18 protein-coding genes and 1 pseudogene are annotated in these 22,025 nt (G+C 56.0%); 7 read left to right on the forward strand and 12 right to left on the reverse strand.

All coding sequences use genetic code 11. From position 1 onward, the window contains the following. Positions 1-13 precede the first annotated feature (13 nt). The 5 genes from ccoN to R3F50_05590 all read left to right on the forward strand — a co-directional run bounded on the left by ccoN (position 14) and on the right by R3F50_05590 (position 4,421). On the forward strand, positions 14-1,450 hold the full coding sequence (gene ccoN, locus R3F50_05570) for a cytochrome-c oxidase, cbb3-type subunit I (GenBank protein ID MEZ5489769.1): 1,437 nt from the start codon (positions 14-16) through the stop codon (positions 1,448-1,450). Continuing rightward, positions 1,447-2,091 carry a cytochrome-c oxidase, cbb3-type subunit II gene (gene ccoO / locus R3F50_05575; GenBank protein ID MEZ5489770.1) on the forward strand — a complete coding sequence of 215 codons (645 nt, stop codon included), beginning with the start codon at positions 1,447-1,449 and terminating at the stop codon, positions 2,089-2,091. Before ccoN ends, ccoO begins: the two co-directional genes overlap by 4 nt. Beyond that, positions 2,088-2,243, forward strand: a complete 156-nt coding sequence (locus R3F50_05580) for a hypothetical protein (protein MEZ5489771.1) — start codon at positions 2,088-2,090, stop codon at positions 2,241-2,243. The genes ccoO and R3F50_05580 overlap by 4 nt, the downstream gene beginning before the upstream one ends. Beyond that, positions 2,236-3,123: a cytochrome-c oxidase, cbb3-type subunit III gene (ccoP, locus tag R3F50_05585; GenBank protein MEZ5489772.1), complete on the forward strand. Its 888-nt coding sequence runs from the start codon at positions 2,236-2,238 to the stop codon at positions 3,121-3,123. The genes R3F50_05580 and ccoP overlap by 8 nt, the downstream gene beginning before the upstream one ends. An 833-nt stretch (positions 3,124-3,956) precedes the next feature. After that, a complete protein-coding gene (locus R3F50_05590) occupies positions 3,957-4,421 on the forward strand; it encodes a hypothetical protein (GenBank protein ID MEZ5489773.1) in 465 nt (154 codons plus the stop codon). Between the two features lie 42 nt (positions 4,422-4,463). Here the strand turns inward: R3F50_05590 and R3F50_05595 are convergent, their stop codons facing one another. The 5 genes from R3F50_05595 to R3F50_05615 all read right to left on the reverse strand — a co-directional run bounded on the left by R3F50_05595 (position 4,464) and on the right by R3F50_05615 (position 10,572). Further along, positions 4,464-6,389: a propionyl-CoA synthetase gene (locus R3F50_05595; protein ID MEZ5489774.1), complete on the reverse strand. Its 1,926-nt coding sequence runs from the start codon at positions 6,387-6,389 to the stop codon at positions 4,464-4,466. Positions 6,390-6,710: 321 nt separating this feature from the next. Next, positions 6,711-7,169, reverse strand: a complete 459-nt coding sequence (locus R3F50_05600; GenBank protein ID MEZ5489775.1) for an META domain-containing protein — start codon at positions 7,167-7,169, stop codon at positions 6,711-6,713. A gap of 101 nt (positions 7,170-7,270) precedes the next feature. Then, entirely contained in the window at positions 7,271-7,786 is a 516-nt protein-coding gene (locus tag R3F50_05605; GenBank protein MEZ5489776.1) for a copper resistance protein CopC, read from the reverse strand. A gap of 174 nt (positions 7,787-7,960) precedes the next feature. Next, a complete protein-coding gene (locus tag R3F50_05610) occupies positions 7,961-8,980 on the reverse strand; it encodes a hypothetical protein (GenBank protein MEZ5489777.1) in 1,020 nt (339 codons plus the stop codon). Positions 8,981-9,129: 149 nt separating this feature from the next. Next, complete coding sequence (locus R3F50_05615) at positions 9,130-10,572, reverse strand: cytochrome c (GenBank protein ID MEZ5489778.1); 1,443 nt, start codon at positions 10,570-10,572, stop codon at positions 9,130-9,132. 678 nt (positions 10,573-11,250) lie between these two features. Between R3F50_05615 and R3F50_05620 the strand changes: the two genes are divergently transcribed. After that, on the forward strand, positions 11,251-12,348 hold the full coding sequence (locus tag R3F50_05620) for a helix-turn-helix transcriptional regulator (GenBank protein ID MEZ5489779.1): 1,098 nt from the start codon (positions 11,251-11,253) through the stop codon (positions 12,346-12,348). 141 nt (positions 12,349-12,489) lie between these two features. On the opposite strand, the gene R3F50_05625 is transcribed toward R3F50_05620, so the two are convergent. From R3F50_05625 to R3F50_05650, 6 genes and pseudogenes are all read right to left on the reverse strand, one after another. Then, positions 12,490-12,636 carry an NADP-dependent isocitrate dehydrogenase gene (locus tag R3F50_05625; GenBank protein ID MEZ5489780.1) on the reverse strand — a complete coding sequence of 49 codons (147 nt, stop codon included), beginning with the start codon at positions 12,634-12,636 and terminating at the stop codon, positions 12,490-12,492. Next, a pseudogene (locus tag R3F50_05630) lies at positions 12,634-13,563 on the reverse strand (AMP-binding protein). The gene R3F50_05625 and the pseudogene R3F50_05630 overlap by 3 nt, the downstream one beginning before the upstream one ends. Positions 13,564-13,884: 321 nt before the next feature. Further along, the gene (locus R3F50_05635; protein ID MEZ5489781.1) at positions 13,885-14,343 is read right to left on the reverse strand and encodes an META domain-containing protein; all 459 of its coding nucleotides are present in this window, start codon (positions 14,341-14,343) and stop codon (positions 13,885-13,887) included. A 101-nt stretch (positions 14,344-14,444) separates the two neighbouring features. After that, positions 14,445-14,960 carry a copper resistance protein CopC gene (locus tag R3F50_05640; GenBank protein ID MEZ5489782.1) on the reverse strand — a complete coding sequence of 172 codons (516 nt, stop codon included), beginning with the start codon at positions 14,958-14,960 and terminating at the stop codon, positions 14,445-14,447. A gap of 174 nt (positions 14,961-15,134) precedes the next feature. Next, entirely contained in the window at positions 15,135-16,154 is a 1,020-nt protein-coding gene (locus R3F50_05645) for a hypothetical protein (protein MEZ5489783.1), read from the reverse strand. Positions 16,155-16,303: 149 nt separating this feature from the next. Further along, a complete protein-coding gene (locus R3F50_05650) occupies positions 16,304-17,746 on the reverse strand; it encodes a cytochrome c (protein MEZ5489784.1) in 1,443 nt (480 codons plus the stop codon). 678 nt (positions 17,747-18,424) lie between these two features. Between R3F50_05650 and R3F50_05655 the strand changes: the two genes are divergently transcribed. Beyond that, entirely contained in the window at positions 18,425-19,522 is a 1,098-nt protein-coding gene (locus R3F50_05655; protein MEZ5489785.1) for a helix-turn-helix transcriptional regulator, read from the forward strand. Positions 19,523-19,663: 141 nt separating this feature from the next. Here the strand turns inward: R3F50_05655 and R3F50_05660 are convergent, their stop codons facing one another. After that, positions 19,664-21,892, reverse strand: a complete 2,229-nt coding sequence (locus R3F50_05660; GenBank protein ID MEZ5489786.1) for an NADP-dependent isocitrate dehydrogenase — start codon at positions 21,890-21,892, stop codon at positions 19,664-19,666. Positions 21,893-22,025: the final 133 nt, after the last annotated feature.

The raw sequence follows: 22,025 nt of genomic DNA on the forward strand, positions 1-22,025 counted from the left end.
AATGAGTAGCGAAATGACGACGCAACCCCAGTATTATCACGATGAAGTTGTTAAACGACTGGTCCATTTCTCGGTAGCCTGGGCCGTGCTCGGCATGGCAGTGGGGGTCTATGTAGCCGCTGAACTGATCTGGCCGACTATCGACTTCGGCATGCCCTGGCTGTCCTTCGGCAGACTCAGACCCCTGCACACCAACGGCATTATCTTCGGCTTCGGCGTCTCCGCGCTGATGGCCACTGCCTTTTACAGTGTACAGCGGACTTCGCACGTGCCGCTGTTCGCACCGCGACTGGCATGGTTTCTGTGTTATGCCTGGCAACTGCTGGTGCTAACCGGCGGTCTTTCGCTGCTGGCCGGTTTCAACACCACCAAGGAGTATGCTGAACTGGAATGGCCCTTTGACATTGCCATTGCCCTGCTGTGGGTGAGTTTCGGCGTTATCTTCTTTGGCACCATCGCCACCCGCAAGATTCGCCCTATTTACATTTCCAACTGGTTTTACGGGGCCCTGATCATTGTTATTGCCATGCTGCACATCGTCAACAGCCTGGCTCTGCCGGTCACCTGGACTAAATCCTACTCCCTGTACGCAGGCGCCCAGGATGCCATCGTGCAGTGGTGGTACGGCCATAACGCGGTTGGCTTCCTGCTGACTGGCGGCTTTCTGGGTATGCTCTATTACTTTCTCCCCAAACATGCCGGCCGGCCGATCTGGAGCTACAAGCTGTCGGTGGTGGCTTTCTGGGCGTTCACCTACAGTTACATCTGGGCCGGACCTCATCACCTGCACTACAACTCCGTACCGGAATGGGTGCAGTCTCTGGCCATGGTCATGAGTCTGATCCTGCTGGCACCGTCCTGGGCGACGATGATCAACGGCATCATGACCGTCAGTACGGCCTGGGAAAAACTGAAGACCGACCCGGCGCTGAAATTCATCGTGCTGTCACTGGCGTTCTATGGACTGGCTACTTTCGAGGGTCCGATGATGTCGATTCGCAGCGTCAACGTGGTCAGTCACTTTACCGACTGGACCATAGGCCATGTGCACTCCGGCGCACTCGGCTGGAATGCCATGATCACCTACGGCACCTTCTACTATCTGATGCCCAGGCTGGTGGGCAGTGAACTTTACAGCACGCGGCTGGCCAATATTCATTTCTGGCTGGCACTGGCCGGCACCATGCTCTATATCATCTCCATGTGGGCGGCGGGGGTGTCTCAGGGCTTGCTGTGGCTGAGCCTGGATGAGACTGGTGAGCTGGCCTTTGGCTTCCGCGACATCATGAGCAGTATGGCTCCTTATTACGGCATGCGTCTGCTGGCCGGGCTGATTTTTCTCACCGGCACCGGACTGATGGCCTATAACTTTTACATGACCACCAGGAGTCGCAAGACTGTCCAGGTTGAACCTCCGCTTGTTGATCCTGCTTTTGGAGTTGTCTCATGAACGGTCTGTCACTGCATAAGAAACTTGAGGAAAACAGCGCCCTGCTGATCTTCGGTATACTGTTTGTCTCCGCCATCGGCGGACTGGTGCAGGTGCTGCCCAGCCTCTACCAGGAATCGTTACGTTCGGCGGCGGAAAACACCAGGCCCTACTCGGCGATTGAGCTCGCTGGTCGGGATATTTACATGCGTGAAGGCTGCTCCACCTGCCACTCCCAGCAGATTCGCCCGCTGGTTGCGGAAGTGGAGCGCTACGGGCCTTATTCCCGGGCCGGTGAATTCGTTTATGACCGGCCGTTCATGTGGGGCTCCAAGCGAACCGGTCCGGATTTGCACCGGATCGGCGGCAAGTACTCGGACGACTGGCATCGCGTACATCTGATCGATCCTCGCAGTGTGATACCTGCATCGATCATGCCCGGCTATCCCTGGCTGGCGAAAAATGATCTGGCTAACCACGATATCCAGGCAAAAATGCGCGGGTTGAGATCACTGGGACACCCCTATACGGATGAAGAAATCGAGAATGCGCCTGCCCGGCTGGAGGGCCTGAAAGAAATCGACGCTGTGATCGAATACCTGCAGATGCTGGGTATCGGCTTCGTTGAGCCGGCTACCGGCGAAGGAGGAAGTGCCGAATGACTGCTTTTATTTTTATCGGCGATATGCTGGTCATGTTGTTCATGATTGCTCTCGTAGTCTGGGTTGCATTTTACGAATCCGAAGAGCGCATCGACTACACCGCATCGATACCCCTGCAGGACGAGCTGGAGGATACACTGAGCCATGGCTGATTTACCCAATACTTTCTGGAGTGGCTGGATTGCAGTGATCACCACCGTGTCACTGCTGGGCCTGGCCTGGCTGGTAATCTCGATCTATTTCCCACGGGGCAGACCGGAGATTCATGAGCAGGAAGAGGCCGAGCCTACCTGGGATGAAAATCTCAAGGAAGGCAGCCATGCTCCACCTCTTTGGTGGTTCTGGATGATCTTCAGTGCGATGATATTTTCCGTTGTCTACCTGATGCTGTTTCCTGGCATGGGCGCCTTCAAGGGAGCCCTTAACTGGTCACAGGGCAGCCGCCTGACGGAAAGCCTGGCCGACTATGGGCAGGAGTACCGCCCGCAACGGGAAGCGATAGCGGCCAGCACCTTACCCGAGCTGCAGAATGACACAGCACTGATGGATACCGCCGCGAAACTTTTCAGCCGCAACTGCGCGGCCTGTCACGGCGTTGATGGCAGGGGTCAGGCCTCACTGTTCCCCAACCTGATGGATATCGACTGGCAATGGGGTGGATCCCCCGAGCAGATCGAGCAGTCTATCCGTGCCGGCCGGAACGCCATGATGCCTCCCTGGCAGGCTTCCCTTGGCGACGAGGGCGTAGCCCAGGTCGCCTCCTATGTGCAGACACTGGCCGCGGGTGGCAATGACGAACACCCCGGAGAGACGCAGTACAGTGCCTTCTGCGTAGCCTGCCACGGTCCGGACGGTACCGGCAACCCGATGCTGGGAGCACCGAATCTGACCGACAGCACGTGGCTGTATGGCGGGTCGATCGAAGCCATTACGGAATCGCTGAACAAGGGGCGACAAGGTGTTATGCCCGCCTTCGCCGATCGACTCGACGACGCGCAAATCAGACTGCTGGTGGCCTACCTGGCCCGCTAGCGGGCCGAACTAAGCACGGACCGAAGGCCCTGTGGATCTGATTTGGATCCACTGGCTTTCGATCTGGACTTAACACCCCCATCGCCTTCAGCGGCTCGATTTATTACCCCGCACCGGTTCTGCCTGCATCGCCAATGTGTGGTGTCTCAATTTGAACGTCTTACGAGATAGATGTGTTCATGGTCTGGGTTGATTGGCGGATTTGAGCACAGGTTGGGGAGCACGCAGGGGTGGCTTCGAGCGGCGCGGTCGGCAGGGGCTTCGGTGGGCTGCGGACCGCGCCCGTCCCGGGTTCCTTCACTCTGAAAAATGCCCTGGAGGACGGTCATTTTTCGCCGTTCAGCGCTGGTCCTTGATTGCAGCCCACCGAAGCCCCTGCCGACCACGCCCTGGCATTAGTGGCACTCGTTATTCAGCGTCCCCCGAAAAAGACCCAGGCAACTGCAATACGCTGAATAAGCATTGGATAAAGAAAGAACGCTTGCACTCTTTCTTCAATACGCCGAATTTGAAATCTCGCACTGAGCACCACCCCGGGGGCACCTGCCGGCGGAGCGATCAAAACGCAGCACCGACTGACCGAGTGAGACCGCTTTCCAGGGCTCACGACCGAGGGAGGGGACCCCGGAGGGGTGCGCGTTGCTCCGACGGCAGGTGCCCCCGGGGTGGTGCGGCCTCAAAAAAGAACCACAACAAGAACTAGAACAAGACTCATGCGGAAGAAAAAATTCATATTTAGTCACAACCGGTAACTGGGCTGCATTCACCATTTCGCCCGGTCTTGATAGAATTCCACAGCACATCGTTTAACCAATCCTGCAACAGGTGGAACCATGATCAAGTCCGTAGAAAAAGTAAGGCGATACTGGGTCAGCTCCCTGTTTTTGCTGGCGGCGGCATCTTTGCACGCGCCGGGAGCATCCGCGGAAAACAGCCTGAGCAGTGTGCTGATTCAGTCACTGCTCGATTTCAATGCCATTCTGATTACTGAAGTCGATGTCGTGTTCGTCTATGACCTGGCCACAGCCGAGCGTCTGCCGGCCACCAAGGGTGACTGGTATGCACAGAAATACGATCTGCTTAAGGACGACCCTCAGGAGCTGGACGTGATTACCACGTCAATTCCACAGGGCTTTGATTCGACAACTCTGAGCCTGCCCGAGCGGTCAGCCAGCGCGGTCAGAATTTTTGCGGTTGGTTACCACGAAGCCCAGGGCGCCGCTGTCCACGACATGACTGACATGGACAGCACCCTCATTCAGATCGACCAGTTTGGCATCCGGGTGTCCGCCCGCTAAGCGGAGAAACAGAAGTTAGAGAGCCTCTGATTAATTAACGGTTCACTGACTCGGCCTCGCGCCGGCCAGCCCAAGTTCCTGCAGGGCAATCGTTATTTCATCCAGGATCCGGGGATCATCAATAGTGGCCGGCATGCGATAGTCCTGGTTATCGGCAATTTTCTGCATGGTGCCCCGCAGAATCTTGCCGGAGCGGGTCTTGGGCAGGCGCTGCACTACCGCGGCCTGCTTGAAGGCAGCCACCGGACCGATTTTTTCCCTGATCAGTTGAATCACCTCGGCAACGATAACATCCGCCTCCCGCGTCACGCCGGCCTTGAGAACCAGGAAGCCCACCGGCAACTGCCCTTTCAATTGATCGGCCACGCCGATCACCGCGCACTCGGCTACATCAGGATGGCTGGCCAGCACTTCTTCCATGCCACCGGTCGATAAGCGGTGGCCGGCCACGTTGATGATGTCATCGGTACGACTCATGACGAACACGTAACCGTCTTCATCGAGAAATCCGGCATCGGCGGTCTTGTAATAACCCGGGTAGTCGTTGAGATAACTGTCCTCAAAACGCTGCCGGGCATTCCACAACGTCAGCAGCGATCCCGGCGGCATGGGTAAGCTGACACACAGCGCCCCCACCTTGCCCGGGGGCAGGGTCTGACCATGATCGTCCAGTGCCTGCAGATCCCAGCCAGGGGAAGGCATCGTCGGCGAACCAGGTTTCACCGGTAATAGACCCAGGCCCCGGTGGTTGGCGGCAATCGACCAACCGGTCTCGGTCTGCCACCAGTGGTCGATGACCGGCACGCCGAGTATGTCCTGGGCCCAGATCAAGGTGTCGGGATCGGTACGCTCACCGGCCAGAAACAGGGTTTCAAAACGGCTCATGTCGTAGCTGGCCAGAAGGGTTGCCTGAGGGTCTTCTTTCTTGATCGCGCGGAAGGCGGTTGGGGCGGTGAACAGCGCTTTGACGCCATGGTCGGCAATCACCCGCCAGAATGCGCCTGCATCGGGAGTGCCTACCGGCTTGCCCTCGAACAGGATCGTGGTGCAACCCCTGAGGAGCGGGCCGTAGACAATATAGGAATGGCCCACCACCCAGCCCACATCGGATGCTGCCCAGTAGACGTCCCCGGTATCCACGCCGTACACAGCCTGCATACTCCAGTTAAGCGCCACCGCGTGACCGCCGTTGTCCCGCACCACACCTTTGGGTACGCCAGTTGTCCCGGAGGTATAGAGAATGTAGAGAGGATCTGTAGCCAGTAATGGGACACAGTCAACCGGAGAAGCGGCGGCCACCAGTTCCAGCCAGTCGCTGTCGCGGCCGGGCTTGAGCTCAACAGGGTGCTGCTCCCGTTGTACGATGATCACCTGGGTTGGCTTATGCGCCGCTATCTCGATGGCTTCGTCTAGCAGCGGCAGGTAAGGAATTACACGGTTTACTTCGATGCCACAGGACGCGGTGACGATCAGGTCCGGTTTCGCATCGTCGATCCGCACCGCCAGTTCGTTGGCGGCGAAACCACCGAACACCACCGAGTGAATAGCGCCGATCCGGGCGCAGGCCAGCATGGCAATGGCAGTTTCCGGAATCATGGGCATGTAGATGATCACCCGGTCACCTTTCGTCACTCCTTTTTCGACCAGCGCCCCGGCGAAGCGCGCCGACAGGTCCCGCAGCTCACGATAAGTGAATTTTTCGACCCGGTTACCGGTGACCGGACTGTCGTAGATCAACGCGGTCTGCTCACCCCGACCGGCTTCCACGTGGCGGTCCAGGGCGTTATAGCAGGTGTTGATTTCGCCTCCGACAAACCAGCGGCCATGGGGATGCTCGCTGGTATCAAGCACCTTGTCCCAGGGTTTATACCAGCTTAACTCGCTGGCAGCAGCGGCCCAGAATTCATCCGGATTGGAAAGGGAACGGGAGTAGGCCTGCTGGTAGCGCCGCTGTGCTTCTGATGCCATCTTTTATCCTTATTGTTTTTGTTCTTGTTTTTCTTTTCTTGTGCTTGTTCCTGGATTTATTCCCGGGCTTTTCCTGACGTTTGCAGGGTTGTAGGGCAACCACCGTTCGATGACCCGGCTGCAAGCTGCATGCCATGATAAAAGATGCGGTAAGAGCGGGCAATAAAACGCCAGTAGCGGTAAGACTGTTCAGAATACGCCAGTAGCAGCCCGAGGCCGCGCGCAACGGCGTGAGTGGGAAGGCATCCCTTGATTAAGTACCAAAATGCGCTGGCACCTAAACCCGGGCACCCAGGCACAGGAGCACCCGGGCTTACTTAATCACTCGCGTGCTTCAAATTCCAGTTCGACGCCTTCCGTCGTGGTGGTCAGAAACAGGTGTTCGTCCCGAAAACTGCTGGTGGTCACGTCCCGCAGGTAAAGACTGAGGTAGTTGTGCAGAGAGGGCGGCGGGCACAGTGATCGACCCGTGGAGAAAGGTTCAAAGCTCAGAGCCATTCCCTCCTGTTGCCAGGACCCGGTAATCCGGTTGCAATCGGAACTGCCTGTCAGGCGGTTTTCGCTGCGAAAATTCAGCACATAGGCAGACGGATCATCCGGCGTAAACACGAAACCGCCCGGCACCACCATACGCACCAGTTGCCAGTTGCTGCCTTCCAGGGAAACCGGTTCAACCGTTGTGCCTTGAGCACCTTCCCCCTCCTGTCCGGCGGGCCCACACGCGGCAAGCACTGCAACCAGACCAACCAATGACAGTTTTTGAATTCTATCCAGTACCATAAATCCTGCACTCGTTGCTTGAATAAAGCGTGGCTTTAACCGCAGTGATGCGGGCGTCTACCCACCCGGGACACCCGGACCACCCGAATCCACCAGTCCTGTTATAACAATCGATAATCCGGCGCCATAATGTGCTGGGGATGCTCCATCTGCTCCAGATAGTAAGAGGGCGGTCTGGCATTCGCGCCAAAGGAAAAATGAAAGCTGCCCTTGATAAGTTTACCTTCTCCGTCCAGCACCGCCCACTCCACAGCGTAATAGTCCGCCTCATTCAGTTTTGGAAGGTTTTGCATAAAGTGCATACCGGCAACAGGTCGGTAGCGAAAACCGATATCGACAATTTCCTTACCGGATTCCTTGATGACCAGCTTTACCAGCCGCATGTCGGACTCGAAAGCAAGCATGAGAGAGTCCGGAGCGCCGGCAAGAACTTCATTATCGCCTGGCATGGTGGTCACAGCCAGGTCGCCAGCCGAAGACATACCGTGCATTTCGTGTTGCGCCATGCTCAGCGGACTGGCCGTCAGGACGAGAAAAAGGAGGGGGATAGCCAGGATTTCTCGAAGGAAAGGGCTGGCCCGAAAGATCGAATCGGATAACGCTGTTAGCTTTATCATCTTCACTCGCTTGTCCTTAATTGAATCCAGTTGAATCTGAATTTTCAGCACCCGGGTTGTCGATAGCTGTGGCCTCCCGGGAGCGCTAAAACAGATTTCTTATGTTGCAGAGATGAAAAACCAGGGAAAGAACGCTCTTCCCCTGGTTTTGTGTGGATCGGACCTGTGAACCTTTTAAGGCGTCACAGTGACTGTTACATACCGGTCAGTATACAGACCGCCATCGTCCGCCCGACCCCAAAGCAGGTAAGTACCCGGCTCATCAAATGTAACCGCTACATCAACAACCCCGTCTTCTGGAAGCTTGGGTGGGATCCACAACCAGGACCACGGCGAGTTGGCGGAAGGACGGGTATCCTCCCAGGGCTTAACCTGGGGCGGATCGAAATGAACCAGTTCCTGAACCGGTTGCCCGGTTTCAGGCGCCCGATAGACATTCCAGGACAGGTACAGACCATTGTTCTTGGCCACTGTCGGCTTCGGCGGAAGCATCATCATCATGCGATTGCGCACGATTTCCGGCGTTGCGAAAGCTGCCGCTGCACCACCAAGTAAGCGAATGCGTCGCATGGGGTCGAATGGCAGAGGCATACCGTCGTCAGTAACGCGGGTCTGGATGGTTACCGGCTCTCCGACCCGGGTAGTGCGAAACTCGTCTCCGATCAACTCAACCTGAGGAGGAATATTAGCCCGGGTTTCTTCATCGGAGGTACCAGCACCCAGTGCTCCGGTTTCCGACATGATAATGATGTTGTCGATCTTGTAATCTGCTCTGAGGGTACCATACGCCCGGCGAGTAACCCCATTGGGTGAGGTGACCTCCCAGACCAGTTCATCGTCGTCACCAAAGTCTTCCGGCAGGACCACATCGAAGGTGAAACGGTTACGGCGGGGCAGAAAATGGGTTGGCTGACCACGGTCTGCATCACCCGGTGAAAAAAAGTTGTTCTCCCCTACTGGAATATCCAGTTCCTCTTCCCAGTTGTGGTTAAAGTAACCGAATGTCATCGTGATGGTACCATCATCGCTGGGACGCCATCCCTCGTAAGCCACTTCGGTGTGTTGACCGCTGCGGTAGGATTGTTCAGCGTATTCGAACTCCCCCTGCGCGACCGCCGCACCAGAAATCAGTAACAGGCTGCCGGTGCATAACGCAAGGAAGGTTTTAAACAAGTCATTGAGCATCAGGTTCATAGCTAACTTCTCGACCTTATCAGGAACGTATTGATCTAATTTGATTTACTTCGATTTACTTCGACAATAGGCGGAGCCCGTTGCGGGCTCCGCTTTACAGCTTCTGTCTGCCAGGTCAATGAGGCAAGACCTGACCAGCATGCGGCCGGTCAGAGTCCGGCTACATCATCCTCCAGCTCTTCGCTGGCGCTACTGGTTCCCTCTTCTATAGGCCAAACCAGTGGAGTTAGACACAGCGGGCAGCCGATCACGTGGTCGTTAGGACCAAGGTTCCGTTCCTGCCGACGCTTTTCCATCTCTTCCATGAACTGTTCGTCAGTCATGGTCACCCGGATACCCAGGTCGATGAACATATTGGTTACGGAACGGTTACCGGAACCCTGCCAGTTGCGCGGATCCGGCACGTTCGGGTTTTCTTCGGTATTGTTGAAGTAACCGGTTATGTGCAGGATGGTGCCTTTGGGCAGCAGTGGCGTGTAGTCGTCAGCGAAAGGATAGCCGCGCACCCAGTTATGGTCGTAGCCAACGCAGGACAGAGTCTCTACGGAGTAACCCCAGATGGCCTGCAGACACATACGCTCGCCGGGAGCATGCAGGTGAGGCTCAAAGGTGATGACCTTGGTGTGTTCGGTCAGAACCTGGTAAGCGTGCAACTCCTGTCCTTTGGCATCACCTTCGACACTGATGTCGACGCCGTTACCCAGGATACTGATGTTGCTCTTGTACTTAGGCTCGTAGTCTTCGGGATGGAAGGTGAAGCCGATTTCCAGGTGGCCCGTCGTATCGAGGCCGTTGGAGTGCATGTGCACTGAATCGGTGAAGAACGCCGAATTGGCTTTCAGCATCGGACCGGCATCAGGATCGAATACGTCGCCGTTACGACCCACTTCGTGGACCGGCCAGGAAACTGATTCACCGGGGATAACGCGACCGTCTTCATCGAGTTTCTCGGTGCGCCAGATCATATGGTGGAAAATGTACCGGCCGCCGACCGTGCTGGCTGCGTTCTGGCCACTGACATCAACGTTGTTGACCTCGATGATTTCGACAGACTTCACGTAGCGGTCTTCGGTCATACCGGTAGGAACACTTTGCAGCTCGCCCCACCAGTCGGGACGGCCACCTTCCATGAAGAAATCCTCGGTGCTGACCACCAGGTCAGGCTCACCCAGTTTCCACTTGAGAGAATCGTCAAATACCAGGGGCTCAGGGGCGTCAGCTTCGTCTCCCCTGGCAGCGCCAGTGCGCGCCCAGGTTGAGATGGCAGCCAGTTCCTCGTCACTCAGTGAGGGATCGCTTTTGAACTCCTGAATACCGACATTTTTCTCTACGTACCACGGTGGCATGGCGCCAGCGCGATCACGCAGGGAAGTCTTGTACTCAATCAGGCCGGCGAAGGGCGCCACCTGCTCGTAAGTCACCAGAGGCATGGGAGCCACACCACCTTCGCGGTGACAGGTCTGACAGCTGCGCTGCAGTATGGGCTCTATGTCGCGGTGGAAAGTAACGTCCTGCGCCATGGCGGCGGGCGCCAGGAAGGCACCGGAAAACGCTACCAGTAAACTTTTTCTAACTAACGATGAAATTTGCACAAAAATCTCCTCTTTCTGCAGGGTCCAAACTCTTCTCCCGGTCCTGGGAGCTCACTATTGCCCGACTCGAGATCACCTTAGCACGTGCGGTTGGTTTTCTATCAACCGATCTCTCAACCAATCTGGCAATTTACCTATCTATCAATCTATCTATAAATCTATCTATAAATCTATCAATCTATCGATCAATCCTATCCGTATCCATCAATCTATCTTCGACAAACCGCTGTAACCGGCTTTGGCTTACTCGCGGTCCCGGCCCAGCAACCTGGCCTGGGGAATTGTACCCAGACCCAGAATTCCAAGCGGCATTAAAGCCATTCTAACAACAAATTTCTTCCTGAAAACTTGCAAAAACTGAGTGATTTCTTATCAAATCTTCCCAGTCTCTGCGCCAGGCTTCTTCATTCCTCTCTTTTCAATACAAAAACAAAGAGTTAGCTGCACCTTCGACAAATGCAATTTAATCCGGCTCGAACAGTATTAAGCAGGAAAACTTGTTTTTTGCAGCTCCCAAGGGGCAAAATCAGCCTGATTTCAATAATCAGTTACCAATAACATACTCCTAAACACTGCCAGATAGAAGCCATGGCCCGGTGAAGTTGGCATGCAGGAAGGTCGAGCCGCTACTCCTGTCCGATTATCCTGTCCTCCTGTCGTCGTTCCCAGGGAAATGCTATGGAAAACCTAAACTCTCTTCTGGCTGGCCTGGCTATCTCCCAGCTGGTTTTCCTGGCCAGTTTCATTGTGTTTAATTTCCGCCATAATCATCTGGCGAAGCTGCTGGTAGGCTTCACCCTGTGCCTTGCCGGCTTTCTGGCCGGCGGTATACCAGTAATCGCCGCCAGCCCGCTGGTGGACCTGGTGCTTGGGAGTCTGGCGATACTGACCCCGGCCATGCTGTGGCTGTTTGCCCTGGCCTTTTTCAAGGATGAGCTGCGTGTGCCTGCCTACGGGATCGGGCTGATCCTTGCCTATTTTTCACTCAGGACAGTCAATGCCACGCTGACTTTTCTTGGTTACCAGACTGGCCAGCCAGGCTACTACCTGGGTTACCTGGTGCCCCTGCTCGTCATGTTCGGTATGAGCATCCATGTGGTTTATCTGGGGTTCGAGGGGCGCCCGGCCGACCTGTTCGAAGAGCGGCGCCGCTTAAGACTGCCGTTTGTAATCAGCATGGGGGTCGTGGTGCTGTTCACCCTGACCTTCAGCGCGCTGTCCCCCTTGATACAACAGGTTCTGTCGCCTGAGGGCAGTCTATTATTCGTCCAGACCGTGACTCTGGTGATTTACGGTTGCCTGTTCCTCTGGGCTCTGGTCCTGAACCTGGCGATGTTCCGCTTCAATACCGATGCGGAACGCCTGCTGCAGAATCCCACCCCGATTGACCTGGAGCACACACACGAACACCGGGAGGCCCGGCCACCGGAACAGGAACAGAAGTTAATGAAGAAGATCAGCGCCGCCATGGATGAACGCAAACTCTATAGAGAGCGCGGCGTCACCATCGCCAGACTGGCCTCCGAGCTGCCGGCAACCGAGCAACGACTGCGAACCACGATCAACCAGACACTGGGATTCCGCAACTTCAATCAGTTTCTTAATCACTATCGGATCCGGGAAGCCGCCCGCCTGCTGAAGAATTCCGATGAGCCGATCGCCAATATCGCCATGGAAGTCGGCTATAACTCGCTGTCCGCCTTCAACAAGGCGTTCAAGGAAATTCATCGGAAGACGCCGAGGGAATTCCGGGCCCAGTCGAAGCTGCCAGACTAGTCTGGCAGCTTCGACTGGGAAAGTTTCCCTGCCTGTCCGGCCTTTTTTCTACCAGGCTACCAGGCTATCAGGCACTACTATCTGTTGGCCGTCAGTTCCCTGCTAAAGGGCTGCTGCTCTGATACTGACTGCCGGTATCCACTACAGGCTCGCCAGGACCGCGTTCAGGGTTGCGCTGGGGCGCATGGCCGCCGCGCATTTTTTCGGATCCGGCCGGTAGTAGCCGCCGATATCCACAGAAACCCCTTGCGCACCGTTCAACTCGGCGACGATCTTCTGTTCATTGATCGTGGTGCAACCCCTGAGGAGCGGACCGTAAACAATATAGGAATGGCCCACCACCCAGCCCACATCGGATGCTGCCCAGTAGACGTCCCCGGTATCCACGCCGTACACAGCCTGCATACTCCAGTTAAGCGCCACCGCGTGACCGCCGTTGTCCCGCACCACACCTTTGGGTACGCCAGTTGTCCCGGAGGTATAGAGAATGTAGAGAGGATCTGTAGCCAGTAATGGGACACAGTCAACCGGAGAAGCGGCGGCCACCAGTTCCAGCCAGTCGCTGTCGCGGCCGGGCTTGAGCTCAACAGGGTGCTGCTCCCGTTGTACGATGATCACCTGGGTCGGCTTGTGCGCCGCGATTTCGATGGCTTCGTCGAGCAGCGGCAGATAGGGAATCACGCGGTTTACTTCGATGCCACAGGAGGCGGTAACGATCAGATCCGGTTGCGCATCGTCAATTCGTACTGCCAGTTCATTAGCGGCGAAACCACCGAACACCACCGAGTGAATAGCGCCGATACGGGCACAGGCCAGCATGGCAATGGCAGTTTCCGGAATCATGGGCATGTAGATGATCACCCGGTCACCTTTCGTCACCCCTTTTTCGACCAGGGCCCCGGCGAAGCGCGCCGCCAGGTCCCGCAGCTCACGATAAGTGAATTTTTCGACCCGGTTACCGGTGACCGGACTGTCGTAGATCAACGCGGTCTGCTCACCCCGACCGGCTTCCACGTGGCGGTCCAGGGCGTTATAGCAGGTGTTGATTTCGCCTCCGACAAACCAGCGGCCATGGGGATGCTCGCTGGTATCAAGCACCTTGTCCCAGGGTTTATACCAGCTTAACTCGCTGGCAGCAGCGGCCCAGAATTCATCCGGATTGGAAAGGGAACGGGAGTAGGCCTGCTGGTAGCGCCGCTGTGCTTCTGATGCCATCTTTTATCCTTATTGTTTTTGTTCTTGTTTTTCTTTTCTTGTGCTTGTTCCTGGATTTATTCCCGGGCTTTTCCTGACGTTTGCAGGGTTGTAGGGCAACCACCGTTCGATGACCCGGCTGCAAGCTGCATGCCATGATAAAAGATGCGGTAAGAGCGGGCAATAAAACGCCAGTAGCGGTAAGACTGTTCAGAATACGCCAGTAGCAGCCCGAGGCCGCGCGCAACGGCGTGAGTGGGAAGGCATCCCTTGATTAAGTACCAAAATGCGCTGGCACCTAAACCCGGGCACCCAGGCACAGGAGCACCCGGGCTTACTTAATCACTCGCGTGCTTCAAATTCCAGTTCGACGCCTTCCGTCGTGGTGGTCAGAAACAGGTGTTCGTCCCGAAAACTGCTGGTGGTCACGTCCCGCAGGTAAAGACTGAGGTAGTTGTGCAGAGAGGGCGGCGGGCACAGTGATCGACCCGTGGAGAAAGGTTCAAAGCTCAGAGCCATTCCCTCCTGTTGCCAGGACCCGGTAATCCGGTTGCAATCGGAACTGCCTGTCAGGCGGTTTTCGCTGCGAAAATTCAGCACATAGGCAGACGGATCATCCGGCGTAAACACGAAACCGCCCGGCACCACCATACGCACCAGTTGCCAGTTGCTGCCTTCCAGGGAAACCGGTTCAACCGTTGTGCCTTGAGCACCTTCCCCCTCCTGTCCGGCGGGCCCACACGCGGCAAGCACTGCAACCAGACCAACCAATGACAGTTTTTGAATTCTATCCAGTACCATAAATCCTGCACTCGTTGCTTGAATAAAGCGTGGCTTTAACCGCAGTGATGCGGGCGTCTACCCACCCGGGACACCCGGACCACCCGAATCCACCAGTCCTGTTATAACAATCGATAATCCGGCGCCATAATGTGCTGGGGATGCTCCATCTGCTCCAGATAGTAAGAGGGCGGTCTGGCATTCGCGCCAAAGGAAAAATGAAAGCTGCCCTTGATAAGTTTACCTTCTCCGTCCAGCACCGCCCACTCCACAGCGTAATAGTCCGCCTCATTCAGTTTTGGAAGGTTTTGCATAAAGTGCATACCGGCAACAGGTCGGTAGCGAAAACCGATATCGACAATTTCCTTACCGGATTCCTTGATGACCAGCTTTACCAGCCGCATGTCGGACTCGAAAGCAAGCATGAGAGAGTCCGGAGCGCCGGCAAGAACTTCATTATCGCCTGGCATGGTGGTCACAGCCAGGTCGCCAGCCGAAGACATACCGTGCATTTCGTGTTGCGCCATGCTCAGCGGACTGGCCGTCAGGACGAGAAAAAGGAGGGGGATAGCCAGGATTTCTCGAAGGAAAGGGCTGGCCCGAAAGATCGAATCGGATAACGCTGTTAGCTTTATCATCTTCACTCGCTTGTCCTTAATTGAATCCAGTTGAATCTGAATTTTCAGCACCCGGGTTGTCGATAGCTGTGGCCTCCCGGGAGCGCTAAAACAGATTTCTTATGTTGCAGAGATGAAAAACCAGGGAAAGAACGCTCTTCCCCTGGTTTTGTGTGGATCGGACCTGTGAACCTTTTAAGGCGTCACAGTGACTGTTACATACCGGTCAGTATACAGACCGCCATCGTCCGCCCGACCCCAAAGCAGGTAAGTACCCGGCTCATCAAATGTAACCGCTACATCAACAACCCCGTCTTCTGGAAGCTTGGGTGGGATCCACAACCAGGACCACGGCGAGTTGGCGGAAGGACGGGTATCCTCCCAGGGCTTAACCTGGGGCGGATCGAAATGAACCAGTTCCTGAACCGGTTGCCCGGTTTCAGGCGCCCGATAGACATTCCAGGACAGGTACAGACCATTGTTCTTGGCCACTGTCGGCTTCGGCGGAAGCATCATCATCATGCGATTGCGCACGATTTCCGGCGTTGCGAAAGCTGCCGCTGCACCACCAAGTAAGCGAATGCGTCGCATGGGGTCGAATGGCAGAGGCATACCGTCGTCAGTAACGCGGGTCTGGATGGTTACCGGCTCTCCGACCCGGGTAGTGCGAAACTCGTCTCCGATCAACTCAACCTGAGGAGGAATATTAGCCCGGGTTTCTTCATCGGAGGTACCAGCACCCAGTGCTCCGGTTTCCGACATGATAATGATGTTGTCGATCTTGTAATCTGCTCTGAGGGTACCATACGCCCGGCGAGTAACCCCATTGGGTGAGGTGACCTCCCAGACCAGTTCATCGTCGTCACCAAAGTCTTCCGGCAGGACCACATCGAAGGTGAAACGGTTACGGCGGGGCAGAAAATGGGTTGGCTGACCACGGTCTGCATCACCCGGTGAAAAAAAGTTGTTCTCCCCTACTGGAATATCCAGTTCCTCTTCCCAGTTGTGGTTAAAGTAACCGAATGTCATCGTGATGGTACCATCATCGCTGGGACGCCATCCCTCGTAAGCCACTTCGGTGTGTTGACCGCTGCGGTAGGATTGTTCAGCGTATTCGAACTCCCCCTGCGCGACCGCCGCACCAGAAATCAGTAACAGGCTGCCGGTGCATAACGCAAGGAAGGTTTTAAACAAGTCATTGAGCATCAGGTTCATAGCTAACTTCTCGACCTTATCAGGAACGTATTGATCTAATTTGATTTACTTCGATTTACTTCGACAATAGGCGGAGCCCGTTGCGGGCTCCGCTTTACAGCTTCTGTCTGCCAGGTCAATGAGGCAAGACCTGACCAGCATGCGGCCGGTCAGAGTCCGGCTACATCATCCTCCAGCTCTTCGCTGGCGCTACTGGTTCCCTCTTCTATAGGCCAAACCAGTGGAGTTAGACACAGCGGGCAGCCGATCACGTGGTCGTTAGGACCAAGGTTCCGTTCCTGCCGACGCTTTTCCATCTCTTCCATGAACTGTTCGTCAGTCATGGTCACCCGGATACCCAGGTCGATGAACATATTGGTTACGGAACGGTTACCGGAACCCTGCCAGTTGCGCGGATCCGGCACGTTCGGGTTTTCTTCGGTATTGTTGAAGTAACCGGTTATGTGCAGGATGGTGCCTTTGGGCAGCAGTGGCGTGTAGTCGTCAGCGAAAGGATAGCCGCGCACCCAGTTATGGTCGTAGCCAACGCAGGACAGAGTCTCTACGGAGTAACCCCAGATGGCCTGCAGACACATACGCTCGCCGGGAGCATGCAGGTGAGGCTCAAAGGTGATGACCTTGGTGTGTTCGGTCAGAACCTGGTAAGCGTGCAACTCCTGTCCTTTGGCATCACCTTCGACACTGATGTCGACGCCGTTACCCAGGATACTGATGTTGCTCTTGTACTTAGGCTCGTAGTCTTCGGGATGGAAGGTGAAGCCGATTTCCAGGTGGCCCGTCGTATCGAGGCCGTTGGAGTGCATGTGCACTGAATCGGTGAAGAACGCCGAATTGGCTTTCAGCATCGGACCGGCATCAGGATCGAATACGTCGCCGTTACGACCCACTTCGTGGACCGGCCAGGAAACTGATTCACCGGGGATAACGCGACCGTCTTCATCGAGTTTCTCGGTGCGCCAGATCATATGGTGGAAAATGTACCGGCCGCCGACCGTGCTGGCTGCGTTCTGGCCACTGACATCAACGTTGTTGACCTCGATGATTTCGACAGACTTCACGTAGCGGTCTTCGGTCATACCGGTAGGAACACTTTGCAGCTCGCCCCACCAGTCGGGACGGCCACCTTCCATGAAGAAATCCTCGGTGCTGACCACCAGGTCAGGCTCACCCAGTTTCCACTTGAGAGAATCGTCAAATACCAGGGGCTCAGGGGCGTCAGCTTCGTCTCCCCTGGCAGCGCCAGTGCGCGCCCAGGTTGAGATGGCAGCCAGTTCCTCGTCACTCAGTGAGGGATCGCTTTTGAACTCCTGAATACCGACATTTTTCTCTACGTACCACGGTGGCATGGCGCCAGCGCGATCACGCAGGGAAGTCTTGTACTCAATCAGGCCGGCGAAGGGCGCCACCTGCTCGTAAGTCACCAGAGGCATGGGAGCCACACCACCTTCGCGGTGACAGGTCTGACAGCTGCGCTGCAGTATGGGCTCTATGTCGCGGTGGAAAGTAACGTCCTGCGCCATGGCGGCGGGCGCCAGGAAGGCACCGGAAAACGCTACCAGTAAACTTTTTCTAACTAACGATGAAATTTGCACAAAAATCTCCTCTTTCTGCAGGGTCCAAACTCTTCTCCCGGTCCTGGGAGCTCACTATTGCCCGACTCGAGATCACCTTAGCACGTGCGGTTGGTTTTCTATCAACCGATCTCTCAACCAATCTGGCAATTTACCTATCTATCAATCTATCTATAAATCTATCTATAAATCTATCAATCTATCGATCAATCCTATCCGTATCCATCAATCTATCTTCGACAAACCGCTGTAACCGGCTTTGGCTTACTCGCGGTCCCGGCCCAGCAACCTGGCCTGGGGAATTGTACCCAGACCCAGAATTCCAAGCGGCATTAAAGCCATTCTAACAACAAATTTCTTCCTGAAAACTTGCAAAAACTGAGTGATTTCTTATCAAATCTTCCCAGTCTCTGCGCCAGGCTTCTTCATTCCTCTCTTTTCAATACAAAAACAAAGAGTTAGCTGCACCTTCGACAAATGCAATTTAATCCGGCTCGAACAGTATTAAGCAGGAAAACTTGTTTTTTGCAGCTCCCAAGGGGCAAAATCAGCCTGATTTCAATAATCAGTTACCAATAACATACTCCTAAACACTGCCAGATAGAAGCCATGGCCCGGTGAAGTTGGCATGCAGGAAGGTCGAGCCGCTACTCCTGTCCGATTATCCTGTCCTCCTGTCGTCGTTCCCAGGGAAATGCTATGGAAAACCTAAACTCTCTTCTGGCTGGCCTGGCTATCTCCCAGCTGGTTTTCCTGGCCAGTTTCATTGTGTTTAATTTCCGCCATAATCATCTGGCGAAGCTGCTGGTAGGCTTCACCCTGTGCCTTGCCGGCTTTCTGGCCGGCGGTATACCAGTAATCGCCGCCAGCCCGCTGGTGGACCTGGTGCTTGGGAGTCTGGCGATACTGACCCCGGCCATGCTGTGGCTGTTTGCCCTGGCCTTTTTCAAGGATGAGCTGCGTGTGCCTGCCTACGGGATCGGGCTGATCCTTGCCTATTTTTCACTCAGGACAGTCAATGCCACGCTGACTTTTCTTGGTTACCAGACTGGCCAGCCAGGCTACTACCTGGGTTACCTGGTGCCCCTGCTCGTCATGTTCGGTATGAGCATCCATGTGGTTTATCTGGGGTTCGAGGGGCGCCCGGCCGACCTGTTCGAAGAGCGGCGCCGCTTAAGACTGCCGTTTGTAATCAGCATGGGGGTCGTGGTGCTGTTCACCCTGACCTTCAGCGCGCTGTCCCCCTTGATACAACAGGTTCTGTCGCCTGAGGGCAGTCTATTATTCGTCCAGACCGTGACTCTGGTGATTTACGGTTGCCTGTTCCTCTGGGCTCTGGTCCTGAACCTGGCGATGTTCCGCTTCAATACCGATGCGGAACGCCTGCTGCAGAATCCCACCCCGATTGACCTGGAGCACACACACGAACACCGGGAGGCCCGGCCACCGGAACAGGAACAGAAGTTAATGAAGAAGATCAGCGCCGCCATGGATGAACGCAAACTCTATAGAGAGCGCGGCGTCACCATCGCCAGACTGGCCTCCGAGCTGCCGGCAACCGAGCAACGACTGCGAACCACGATCAACCAGACACTGGGATTCCGCAACTTCAATCAGTTTCTTAATCACTATCGGATCCGGGAAGCCGCCCGCCTGCTGAAGAATTCCGATGAGCCGATCGCCAATATCGCCATGGAAGTCGGCTATAACTCGCTGTCCGCCTTCAACAAGGCGTTCAAGGAAATTCATCGGAAGACGCCGAGGGAATTCCGGGCCCAGTCGAAGCTGCCAGACTAGTCTGGCAGCTTCGACTGGGAAAGTTTCCCTGCCTGTCCGGCCTTTTTTCTACCAGGCTACCAGGCTATCAGGCACTACTATCTGTTGGCCGTCAGTTCCCTGCTAAAGGGCTGCTGCTCTGATACTGACTGCCGGTATCCACTACAGGCTCGCCAGGACCGCGTTCAGGGTTGCGCTGGGGCGCATGGCCGCCGCGCATTTTTTCGGATCCGGCCGGTAGTAGCCGCCGATATCCACAGAAACCCCTTGCGCACCGTTCAACTCGGCGACGATCTTCTGTTCATTGTCGGCCAGGGTTTTCGCCATCGCGGCAAACCGCTGCGCCAGCTCCGCATCCTCGCCCTGGTCGGCCAGCGCCTGAGCCCAGTAGAGTGCCAGATAAAAATGGCTGCCGCGATTGTCCAGCTCCTTAACCTTCCGGGACGGTGACTTATTATTGTAGAGAAACTGCTCGGTAGCCTTGTCCAGCGCGTTGGCCAGCACCTGCGCCCGCCCGTTGCCGGTGGCGATGGCAAAATGTTCCAGGGAGGCGGCCAGGGCCAGAAATTCACCCAGGGAATCCCAGCGCAGGTGATTTTCCTTGACGAACTGCTGCACGTGTTTGGGGGCTGAACCACCAGCTCCGGTTTCGAACAGGCCGCCACCATTCATCAGGGGCACCACAGAAAGCATTTTGGCGCTGGTGCCAAGTTCCAGAATCGGGAACAGGTCGGTCAGGTAATCCCGCAGCACGTTGCCGGTCACGGAAATAGTGTCCTTGCCATCCCTGGTGCGCTCCAGGGAATACTGCATGGCGTCGACCGGCGCCATGATCTTGATTTCCAGGCCTTCCGTGTCGTGCTCCGGCAGGTAGCTGTTAACCTTTTCGATCAACTGGGCGTCATGGCCGCGCTGCGCATCAAGCCAGAACACTGCCGGCACGCCCGTGGCACGAGCCCTGTTGACCGCCAGCTTCACCCAGTCCCGGATCGGCGCGTCCTTGGTCTGGCACATGCGCCAGATATCACCTTTCTGCACCCTGTGTTCCAGCAGGGTGTTGCCGGCGGCGTCCACCACGGCGACCGACCCGCTGGCCGGCAGGTGAAAAGTCTTGTCGTGAGAACCGTACTCCTCAGCCTTCTGAGCCATCAAGCCGACATTGGGAACACTGCCCATGGTTGTTGGGTCAAAAGCGCCGTTCTGTTTACAAAATTCAACAACCTGCTGGTAAATGCCGGCATAGCTGCGATCCGGGATAACCGCCTTGGTATCGTGCAGAGCGCCGTCAGGCCCCCACATCTGGCCGGAAGAGCGGATCATGGCCGGCATTGACGCATCGATAATGATGTCACTGGGGACATGCAGGTTGGTGATGCCGCGATCCGAATCCACCATCGCCATGGCAGGCCGGTCCTGATAGACCGCTTCCAGATCGGCCTTGATAGCTGCCTGCTGCGCTTCCGGCAGACTGGCAATCTTGGCGTACACATCACCGACACCGTTGTTGGCATCCACACCCAGCTCATCGAACAGATCATGGTATTTCGCGAACACATCCCGGTAATACACCTTGACTGCCTGACCGAAGATGATTGGATCAGACACCTTCATCATGGTGGCCTTCATGTGCAGGGAAAACAGCACACCCTGTTGTTTCGCACTGTCAATCTGCTGGGCCAGGAATTCCTGCAGCGCCTGCTGACTCATGACTGACGCATCAATCACTTCGCCCGCCTGCAGGGCCAGATTGCTTTTCAGAATGGACTGCTGACCATCGTCGGCGGTGAACTGGATCTTGACTTCAGTGGCGGCGGGCACGGTCACCGAACGCTCGCTGCCGTAAAAGTCACCGGACTCCATGTGCGCCACATGGCTTTTGGAGTCTTTCGACCAGGCACCCATGGAATGCGGGTTCTTGCGGGCATAGGCCTTGACCGACGGCGGCGCCCGGCGGTCGGAATTACCTTCCCTCAGCACCGGGTTGACCGCGCTGCCCTTGATACGGTCATAACGGACCTGAATATCCCTTTCCTCGTCCGTCTGCGGCTCGGCCGGATAGTCCGGCAGTCTGTACCCCTGCTCCTGTAACTCCTTGATGGCGGCTTTCAACTGCGGAATGGAGGCGCTGATATTGGGCAGCTTTATGATGTTGGCCTGCGGGTCCTGGGTCATTTCGCCCAATTCGGCCAGCGCGTCGGCAATGCGTTGATCCTCATCCAGGTACTCCGGGAAGCTGGCGATAATGCGGCCGGACAATGAAATATCGCGGGTTTCCACGTTGACGTCAGACACACCGGCGAATGCCTCGATAATCGGCAGAAGAGAATAGGTTGCCAGGGCTGGCGCTTCGTCGGTCTCAGTGTAAATTATTGCTGGTTTCTGGTCTGACATTATGCTTCCTGTATGCTGGTTGCTGAACATGGCCGAGTGGCGGGCTGTGGGCCCGTATAACCCGTGTTTGCTGCTGTGCCGGCCTGCCGGGGTGGCGTATTATAGCCCATTCCTCAGCAGCAGTTACAATCCG

This window comes from Gammaproteobacteria bacterium, from assembly GCA_041395725.1.
Taxonomy (GTDB): domain Bacteria; phylum Pseudomonadota; class Gammaproteobacteria; order Pseudomonadales; family Pseudohongiellaceae; genus NORP240.